This is a genomic window from Leucobacter sp. NPDC058333 (assembly GCF_042726155.1).
GTDB lineage: Bacteria > Actinomycetota > Actinomycetes > Actinomycetales > Microbacteriaceae > Leucobacter.
This window is the reverse complement of sequence record NZ_JBHXHV010000004.1, coordinates 339,125-347,473: the sequence shown is the minus strand read 5'-3', so window position 1 is coordinate 347,473 and position 8,349 is coordinate 339,125. Positions and strand designations below refer to the sequence as shown.

Genomic DNA, 8,349 nt, shown 5'->3' with positions numbered 1-8,349 from the left:
CCCCACCCCTCCCTCCGCCTCTTCGCGTGCGGGGTAACTTTCGACGCGTGTTGCGGGCGCAACACGCGCCACAAGTTACCCCGCTCGCGGTTTGGGTGGGGGCCCGCGAGATTTTAATTGTTTCATTTGGGCATAATTGTGGTTCAATGATGAGATGACCGATGCTGTTCGACCCCTGAAGATCGCCGTGTGGCAGGCCGCCAGCGTTGCCGCGGACGCCGCCGCCAATCTCGCCGCCCTCGACGCCGCCGCGCGTACCGCCGCCGAACAGGGCGTTGAATTACTCATCACGCCAGAGATGTTCGTCACCGGCTACAACATTGGTGCGACCGTGCGCGGCCTCGCCGCGACCGAACCGCTCGAGCGCGTGCGCGACATCTCGCGTCGGCACGCGATCGCCATCGTCGCGGGCGGCCCTGAACTGCTGAGCGGCGCCGAACTGCTGAGCGGCGCCGAACTGCTGGGCGGCGCTGAAGCGCAAGCCGCAGATCCCGATCCCGATCCCGATCCCGCGTCGGCGCCCGTCGCCAATTCAGCCTGGCTCATCGACGATACGGGTGCGGTGCTGGCGAAGCACCGCAAGATCCAGCTCTTCGGCGATCTCGACCGCGACATGTTCGTGGCGGGCGACGAGCCACTGACGATTGCGGAGTACCGGGGCCACCGAATCGCGATCCTGATCTGTTTCGACGTCGAATTCCCCGAGACGGTTCGCGCAGCGGGGCACGCCGGGGCAGATCTCGTCGCCGTTCCCACCGCGCAAATGGAACCGTATCGCTTCGTGAACGAACACGTGATCCGCGTGCGCGCGTGGGAGAACTCGCTCTACGTCGCCTACGCGAATCAGCACGGCCCCGACGGCGAACTTGAGTACGTGGGGCGCAGCGTGATCGCCGGGCCCCTCGGTACCCACCTCGCGCAGGCCGACGCGGCGGGGGAGGCCCTGCTCATTGCAGAGGTCGACCGCGCCGAGCGCGCCGCCGCGCGTGCCCAGAATCCGTATCTCGCAGAGGTGCGCCGAGAGCTGTTTCGGGGCGACGCGCTGCCCTGATCCAGCACTGATGTCTCCGTGAGTACCGACCACGGAGGCGTCGCGCATCCCACCCATCACTGAACGAGGAAGTTCCATGACACACGAGACCCCGGCGACCCGCGCCGCCACGACCGGCGCGGCAGATACCGCTGCCAACGCTCCCGCACAGCGCTCCCGCCTCACCGGCAATCTCGGCACGGGCAGCATCGCCTTCATGGTGATCGCCGCGGCCGCGCCGCTCACCGTGATCGGCGGCAACGCCCCGCTCGCGATCGGCCAGGGAAATGGCGCGGGGGCGCCCGTCGGCTTCCTGCTCGCCTCGATCGTGCTGCTGCTGTTTGCGGTCGGCTTCGTCGCCATGACGCCGTTCGTGAAGGAGGCGGGCGCGTTCTTCAGCTACGTCACCATCGGCCTCGGCAGCCGGCTCGGCATGGGCACCGCGTACGTCGCGCTCATCGCCTACACCGCTATCCAGGCGGGCATCTACGGCTACATGGGCTGGGCGGTGATGGATCTCGTGCGGCACTACGGCGGACCCGAGATTCACTGGTCGGTGTTCGCGATTCTCGCGCTGATAATCGTCGGCGTGCTCGGCTACCGCCACATCGATCTGTCATCGAAGGTGCTGGGCGTCGCCCTCGCGCTCGAAATGCTCGTGATGATGATCGTGAATGTCGCAGTGCTCGTGAACGGCGGCCCCGAGGGGCGCTCGGTCGAGTCGTTCGACCCGCACGTGTTTCTGACCTCGGGTCTCGGCGTCGCCGTGCTCTTTGCGCTGACCGGGTTCATCGGCTTTGAATCAACGGCGATCTACCGGGACGAGGCGCGGGATCCCAGCCGTACCATTCCGCGGGCCACCTATCTCGCCGTCGGAATCATCGGCGTCTTCTACACACTCTCGGTGTGGGTGCTCGTCGTCGCGGCCGGACCGAGCAACGTCACCGATGTGGCGCAGCAGACCCTGTTCGGGACGAAGAACATGATGCTCGATACCGCCGGAGACTTCGCCGGGTCACTCACCCGCAGCATGATGCAGATTCTGCTGATCACGAGCCTGTTCGCGTGCGTGCTCAGTTTCCACAACATCGTCGCGCGCTACCAGTTCGCGCTCGCGAAGATCGGCTCGATGCCGGCGCGGCTCGGGCGCGTGCACCCGAAGCATCACAGCCCGGCATTCTCGTCGTTCGTGCAGAGCATTACGGCACTCGTGATTGTCGTGATCTTCGTGGTGATCGGGCTTGATCCACTCGTGCAGGTGTTCGGATTCATGGCGGGCGTCGCCACGATCGGCATGGTGATGATGATGCTGTTGACGACAGCGGCGGTGGTTGTGTTCTTCCTGCGGAATCCGCGCCTGCGCAAGAATGTGTGGACCGGCACCATCGTTCCGATCATCGCGGTGTTCGCGCTCGGTGTCTCGACGTGGCTTGTGCTCTCGAACTTCACGATGGTGACGAGCGGCAGCGTGGCGGTGAGCGTGGTGCTCGCGCTGATTCCGCCGCTCGCGCTCATTGTCGGCGCGATCGTGAACCGAAAGGACGGCGGTCGCACGGTCGACATTCAGCTCGATCGTGTGTTGGAGGCCGAAGCCGGGTAACGCGTAAGCTGACGGGATGACCGGTGCAGTGACGCGCGAGGCGGGGCAGGATCGCCACGACCCGCTTTCGGCTCCGCGTCTGGCGGCGATTTCACGCCTGAGTGCGATCGACACCGTGCGGGCGCGCCTCACACTGGCGATTAACCTCGGGCTGCTGCAACCGAACGAGCGGTTGCCACCGGCCGACGAGATGGCCGAGTCGTTCGGGGTGAGCGCCGCGTCGGTGACGCGCGGGCTCGCGGTGCTCCAGGAGGAGGGCGTGATCGTGCGCCGCCCCGGTCGGTACGGCGGCAGTTACGTCAGGCCCGCGCCGTCGCCGGAGGGCGCGCACCACGGCGCCGACGCCCCCGTGCAGTCGTTTCTCGACGACGACTCGCGCGTGCACACGCTGATTGACGAACGGGCCGTGCTCGAAGCTGGCTTCGCGGCGCTCGCGGCGGTGACTCGCAGTGACGAGCAGCTCGTAGAGTTGCGGGATCTCGCCTCCCGAATGGCTGCCACCGACAGCTGGGCGGAGTTTCGCAACCTCGACCGGGCGTTTCACCGGCTCGTCGTCGAGGCCGCGCAGACGCCGCGCGCGACGCCGCTCGTCGACCGGGTCAACGCCGAGCTCGACCCCTACTTCTTGCCGTACAGCATGGGGCTGCTGCGCGACAGCAACGTCGAACATCGTGCGATCATCGACGCTCTCGCCGCGCACGACGCGGCAACGGCCGCGCGCATCACAGCAGCCCACGTGCAGGGGCTGCACCACTCAATGTACGTGGGGCTGACGAACGCCGGGTGATCCGCGCTGCTTGCTTCGCCCGCTCCGTCTCGTCCCCCCTCCTAGGCGCCTGAGCGGGGTAACTTTCGACGCGTGTCGCGGGGCCAACACGCGTCGAAAGTTACCCCGCTTGCGAGGGGATACGCCGGAGGCCGGTGGCCGTCGGTAGGGGGTCGGCGGCCGACCGCGGCGCGGCGCGCTACAGGAGGTCGGCGACCGAGTCGAGCACCTCGTCGGGGCGGAACGGGAAGCGCTCGATCTCCGCGCGATCCGAGATGCCGGTCATCACGAGCACCGTGTGCAGGCCCGCCTCGATGCCGGCGACGACGTCGGTGTCCATGCGGTCGCCGATCATGCCAGTGTTGTGCGAGTGGGCCCCGATCTGGTTCAGCGCCGAACGGAACATCATCGGATTCGGCTTGCCGATGATGTACGGCTGCTTGCCCGTCGCCTTCGTGATGAGCGCGTTGATGGCACCCGTCGCGGGCAGCGGGCCCTCGTGGCTCGGGCCGGTGGCGTCGGGGTTCGTCGAGATGAAACGCGCGCCGCCGATGATCAGCCGGATCGCCTTCGTGATCGCCTCGAACGAGTAGTTGCGGGTCTCACCGACGACCACGAAGTCAGGGTTTGACTCGGTCATGACGTAACCGGCGTCGTGCATCGCGGTCAGGATGCCCGCCTCACCAATCACAAACGCCGAGCCGCCGGGCTGCTGCTGTTTGAGAAACGCCGCCGTGGCGAGCGCGCTCGTCCAGATGCGATCTTCGGGAACGGTGATGCCCGACGCTGCGAGCCGGGCGCTGAGGTCGCGCGCCGTGAAGATCGAGTTGTTGGTGAGCACGAGATACGGGATCTCATTCTCGCGCCAGTGCTTGATCAGGTCGGCGGCGCCGGGCACGGCGCGGTTCTCGTGCACCAGCACGCCATCCATGTCGGTGAGCCAGCATTCGATCTCTGCGCGACGGGGGTGCGGTTCGTTCTGGGTCATGCACTCAGCGTAGTCCGCGCGTATGAACGCCCGGTTTCAGGGGCTCGGGTGGGTGCTCCCGGGTGGAGGCGACAGAAACTCCGGCTTCTCCCGTGTAGAGGCGACAGAAACTCCGCCTAAACGGCGATCTTAAGCGGACTTTTTGTCGCCCCTTCCGGGCGGGCTCCGCCGTGACGCGGACCTGCCCAGGTGGAGGCGACAGAAACTCCGTTCATACGGCCGTTTTAGGCGGAGTTTTTGTCGCCTCCATCTCGGCGGGCGGGCGGCGGGCGGGCGGGCGCGCGGCCGCCCGCCGGGCCGGAACGCCGGATCGGCGGCCCTACGCGTCCCTGCCCACCAGGGCCGGGACCGCGCCGAGCAGCTGGCGCGTGTAGGAGTGCTCGGGCGCCGTCCAAACGCGTTCGGTCGGGCCCTGCTCGACGAACAGTCCGGCGCGCATCACCGCGGTGCGATCCGCGATCGTCGCCACCACCGCGAGGTCGTGCGAGATGATCACCATGCCGATCTGCAGTTCATCGACGAGTCGCCGCAGCAGCTCAGCGACGCGCTTCTGCGACGAAGCATCGAGCGCCGAGATCGGTTCGTCGGCCACGATTACCCGCGGTTCGGCGAGCAGCGCCTTTGCGATCGCGATGCGCTGGCGCTGACCACCGGAGAGGGCGTGCGGGTACCGTGAACGCAGTTCGGGATCGACGCCAACCCGTTCCAACACATCGGTGATGGCGGTTCGGCGTGCGTCCCCTCCACCCGCATCGCCGCGGGCGCGGGCGGCCGCGTTCCACACTTCTTCGAGCTGCCGCTCGATGCGGCGGCGCGGGTTCAGCGACGCGTACGGATCTTGGAACACCATCTGCAGCGGCACGAGATGCGCCGGGCGGCGCCGGATCGGAAGCGGTGTGACCTCTTCGCCGAGGAACTTGATCGATCCCCCCGACAGCTTGTTGATGCCGACGAGCGCGCGCGCCAGCGACGACTTGCCGCAGCCGCTCTCGCCGACGATGCCGACGATTTCGCCTGGGCGGACCTCGAGATCGACGCCGTGCACGGCAATGAAACGACCCTTGCCCTTGATGCGGTAGCTGACCACGGCCTCGCTCACCTCGACAAGCGGCGAGGCCTGGCCGACGCCACCGGCGCTCATACTTGCGGCCGAAGCACCCTCAACTCGACTGCTCATGACAGGACCTCCTTCGGAAGCGGCCACGGCACCTTGGGCACCGCGTCGAGCAGCACTCGCGTGTACGGGTGCTGCGGTGAACGGAAGATGCCGCCGGCGTAGCCCGCCTCGACGATCTCGCCGGTGCGGAACACGTTGAGCCGATCCGCGATCGAACTCAGCATCGCAAGATCGTGCGTGACGAACATGATGCCCATGCCGGTTTCGCGCCGCAGCTCGTCGAGCAGTGCGATGATGCCGGTGCGAATATTCGCGTCAAGCGCCGTCGTCGGCTCGTCGGCGATCAGCAGCTTGGGGTCGCAGGCGAGCGCGATCGCGATCGACACGCGCTGTTTCATACCGCCCGACAGCTGGTGCGCGTACTGCCCAAGCAGGCGCTTTGGCTCGCTGAGGTGCACCTGCTCCAGTAGTTCGATGGCGCGCGCCTCGGCGGCGGCCTTCGAGAGGCCGAGGTGCTGCCGCACGTGATCGGTGAGCTGTTCGCCGAGCTTCAGCATCGGGTGGAGGCTGGACGATGGATCCTGCAAGACCATCGCGATCTCAGCGCCGCGAGTGCGCTCCCACTCGCGCTTCGTCTGCGTGAGCAGCTCGCGTCCGTTGAAGCGAATCGATCCCGATGCAACGAGCCCGTCGGGCAATAGTCCGAGCAGGCTGAGGCCGGTGAGGGTCTTGCCCGATCCGCTTTCGCCGACGACGCCAACCACCTCACCGCCCTCGACCGAGAACGAGACGTCGTCGACGAGCGGAGAGCCTGCGCCGCTCGCGCGCGAGATGGTGAGGCCATCGACCTGCAGCAGCGTCATGCGTTCGTTCCGTTCTCACTCAGGCGGGGTTCGAGATTGTCGCGAATGGCGTCGCCAATGATGTTGAAGGCGAGCACGACCGACACGATTGCGAGGCCGGGCGCGACGGCGAGCCACCACTGATCGAAGTACTGCACTGCCCCCGAAATCATCGAGCCCCATTCCGGCGTCGGCGGCACTGCGCCGAGCCCGAGGAATGAGAGTCCGGCGAGAAACAGAATCGCGGAGCCGATGTCGAGCATCGCCAACACGAGCACCGAGCCGCTGACGGCGGGGAGCAGATCGACGATGATCGATCTGAACGGGCCGACGCCGGAGAGCCGGTTCGAGAGCACATACTCGGATTCGCGCAGCGCGAGCACGATCGAGCGCACGGCGCGAGCGTAGGCCGGCCACCAGCTGATTGCGGCAGCGATCACAGCATTTTGCACGCTGGGCCCGAGCGCCGCGGCGATCGCCATGGCGAGAATAATGCCGGGGAACGCGAATACGAGGTCGGCGATGCGCATCAGAATCTCGTCGAGCCAACCGCCGAAGAATCCCGCGATGAGACCGATTGCGGTGCCGATGAGCGCCGCGACCGCGACAATCATGAGGCCGTTCGGGATCGATGTGCGTGCGGCCGCGAGCGTCCGGCTGAAGTTGTCTCGTCCGAGCGCATCGGTGCCGAGCAGCGACGTAGAATCGGGCGGCGCGAGCGCCGGGCCAATCGTTGCGAGCGGGTCGTAGGGCGTCAGTGCCGGGATCAGGATCACGGCGAGCCACGCGATGAGCACCGCACCAGCGGCGATCATCGACGGGGTGCGGAGCCACTTCGGCACGCGTCGCCGGCGGCGGGTGCCCTCCGGGGCGGGGATCATGGAGATCACATCGGTGCGGCTCATTGGAGACGGATCCTTGGGTCGAAGGCCGACGCGAGCAGGTCGGCGATGAAGTTCACTGCGAGGAAGATCACGGCGATGACCACTGAGATGCCGGTGATCGCGGTGACGTCGAGGTTCGTCGCCGAACGGTAGGCGTACTGCCCGAGGCCGCCCCAGGCGAAGATCTGCTCGACGTACACGGTCGCGGCGAGCAGAAAGCCGAACGACAACGCGGTGACGGTGATGATCGGACTCGATGCGCTGCGCACGGCGTAGCGAATGAGTACGCGTCGCCCAGGCAAGCCCTTCACGCGCGCGGCCTTGACCGCGTCGGTGTTGAGACCGTCGAGCACGGAGCTGCGGGTGAACCGGAGCACCATACCGAGATTCGAGAGGGCGAGGATCGTGGCGGGCAAGATCAAGTGGGCGACCGCAGACGACCACGCGCTCATGTCGCCGGCGAGCAGCGTGTCGATCGTCATGAACCCGGTAACGCGCGGCGGCGGGGTGTCTGAAGCGTCGAGTCGGCCGCTGCCTGGCAACCAGCCGAGCTGGCGGAAGAAGAAGGTCGACCCGACGAGCGCGAGCCAATACGTAGGAAGACTGACGCCGATGAGCGAGACGATGCGGGCGAGGTGATCAGGCCAGCGATTGCGCGCGTAGGCCGCGACGATGCCGAGAGTCACGCCAATGAGCACGGACAGCACGGTCGCCCAGAGCACGAGCTCAAGTGTGGCAGGCGCGTACTTCGCGAGGTCGGCGGCGATGGGCTGGCCCGTCTGCTGCGAGATTCCGAGGTCGCCGCGGAACAGGCCGCCGAGGTAGCGAAGATACTGCTCCCAGACGGGCAGATCGAGCCCGAACTTGGCGCGGAACGCCGCAACGGCTTCGGGGTTAGAGAGCGCCTGCTGGCTGAGGTTGGCGGTCTCGGGGCGGAGCGGCACCAGAACACCGAGCCCAAACGAGACCAGTGTGATCCCGAACAGGGTGATGAGCGAGGTGCCGAGGCGGCGAAGTACGAAGCGGAAGTAGCCCCCGCCGCCGCCCGCGCCCGTCGCCGGGGCGGGCGCCTGCGCGTCCGCCCCGGGTTCAGAGAGTGTCTGTGTCACGATGTGCGTTCCG

General features: G+C 67.0%; 8 protein-coding genes. 3 read left to right on the top strand and 5 right to left on the bottom strand.

Annotated features, from left to right (window positions below; translation table 11 throughout):
* Positions 1–154: 154 nt before the first annotated feature.
* The 3 genes from ACFWHR_RS14445 (at position 155) to ACFWHR_RS14435 (ending at position 3,417) form a co-directional block, all read left to right on the top strand.
* On the top strand, positions 155–1,051 hold the full coding sequence (locus tag ACFWHR_RS14445; RefSeq protein WP_382449011.1) for a nitrilase-related carbon-nitrogen hydrolase: 897 nt from the start codon (positions 155–157) through the stop codon (positions 1,049–1,051).
* Between the two features lie 76 nt (positions 1,052–1,127).
* The gene (locus ACFWHR_RS14440; protein ID WP_382449010.1) at positions 1,128–2,630 is read left to right on the top strand and encodes an APC family permease; all 1,503 of its coding nucleotides are present in this window, start codon (positions 1,128–1,130) and stop codon (positions 2,628–2,630) included.
* Between the two features lie 16 nt (positions 2,631–2,646).
* Positions 2,647–3,417: a FadR/GntR family transcriptional regulator gene (locus tag ACFWHR_RS14435; RefSeq protein WP_382449009.1), complete on the top strand. Its 771-nt coding sequence runs from the start codon at positions 2,647–2,649 to the stop codon at positions 3,415–3,417.
* A gap of 178 nt (positions 3,418–3,595) precedes the next feature.
* Here ACFWHR_RS14435 and ACFWHR_RS14430 read toward each other — a convergent pair whose 3' ends face one another.
* The 5 genes from ACFWHR_RS14430 to ACFWHR_RS14410 all read right to left on the bottom strand — a co-directional run bounded on the left by ACFWHR_RS14430 (position 3,596) and on the right by ACFWHR_RS14410 (position 8,336).
* The gene (locus ACFWHR_RS14430; protein ID WP_382449008.1) at positions 3,596–4,384 is read right to left on the bottom strand and encodes an HAD-IIA family hydrolase; all 789 of its coding nucleotides are present in this window, start codon (positions 4,382–4,384) and stop codon (positions 3,596–3,598) included.
* 319 nt (positions 4,385–4,703) lie between these two features.
* Entirely contained in the window at positions 4,704–5,561 is an 858-nt protein-coding gene (locus ACFWHR_RS14425) for an ABC transporter ATP-binding protein (RefSeq protein ID WP_382449007.1), read from the bottom strand.
* Positions 5,558–6,364 (bottom strand): ABC transporter ATP-binding protein, encoded by an 807-nt coding sequence (locus ACFWHR_RS14420; RefSeq protein WP_382449006.1) that lies wholly within the window; start codon positions 6,362–6,364, stop codon positions 5,558–5,560. Before ACFWHR_RS14420 ends, ACFWHR_RS14425 begins: the two co-directional genes overlap by 4 nt.
* A complete protein-coding gene (locus ACFWHR_RS14415; RefSeq protein ID WP_382449005.1) occupies positions 6,361–7,248 on the bottom strand; it encodes an ABC transporter permease in 888 nt (295 codons plus the stop codon). Before ACFWHR_RS14415 ends, ACFWHR_RS14420 begins: the two co-directional genes overlap by 4 nt.
* Entirely contained in the window at positions 7,245–8,336 is a 1,092-nt protein-coding gene (locus ACFWHR_RS14410) for an ABC transporter permease (protein WP_382449004.1), read from the bottom strand. The genes ACFWHR_RS14415 and ACFWHR_RS14410 overlap by 4 nt, the downstream gene beginning before the upstream one ends.
* Positions 8,337–8,349: the final 13 nt, after the last annotated feature.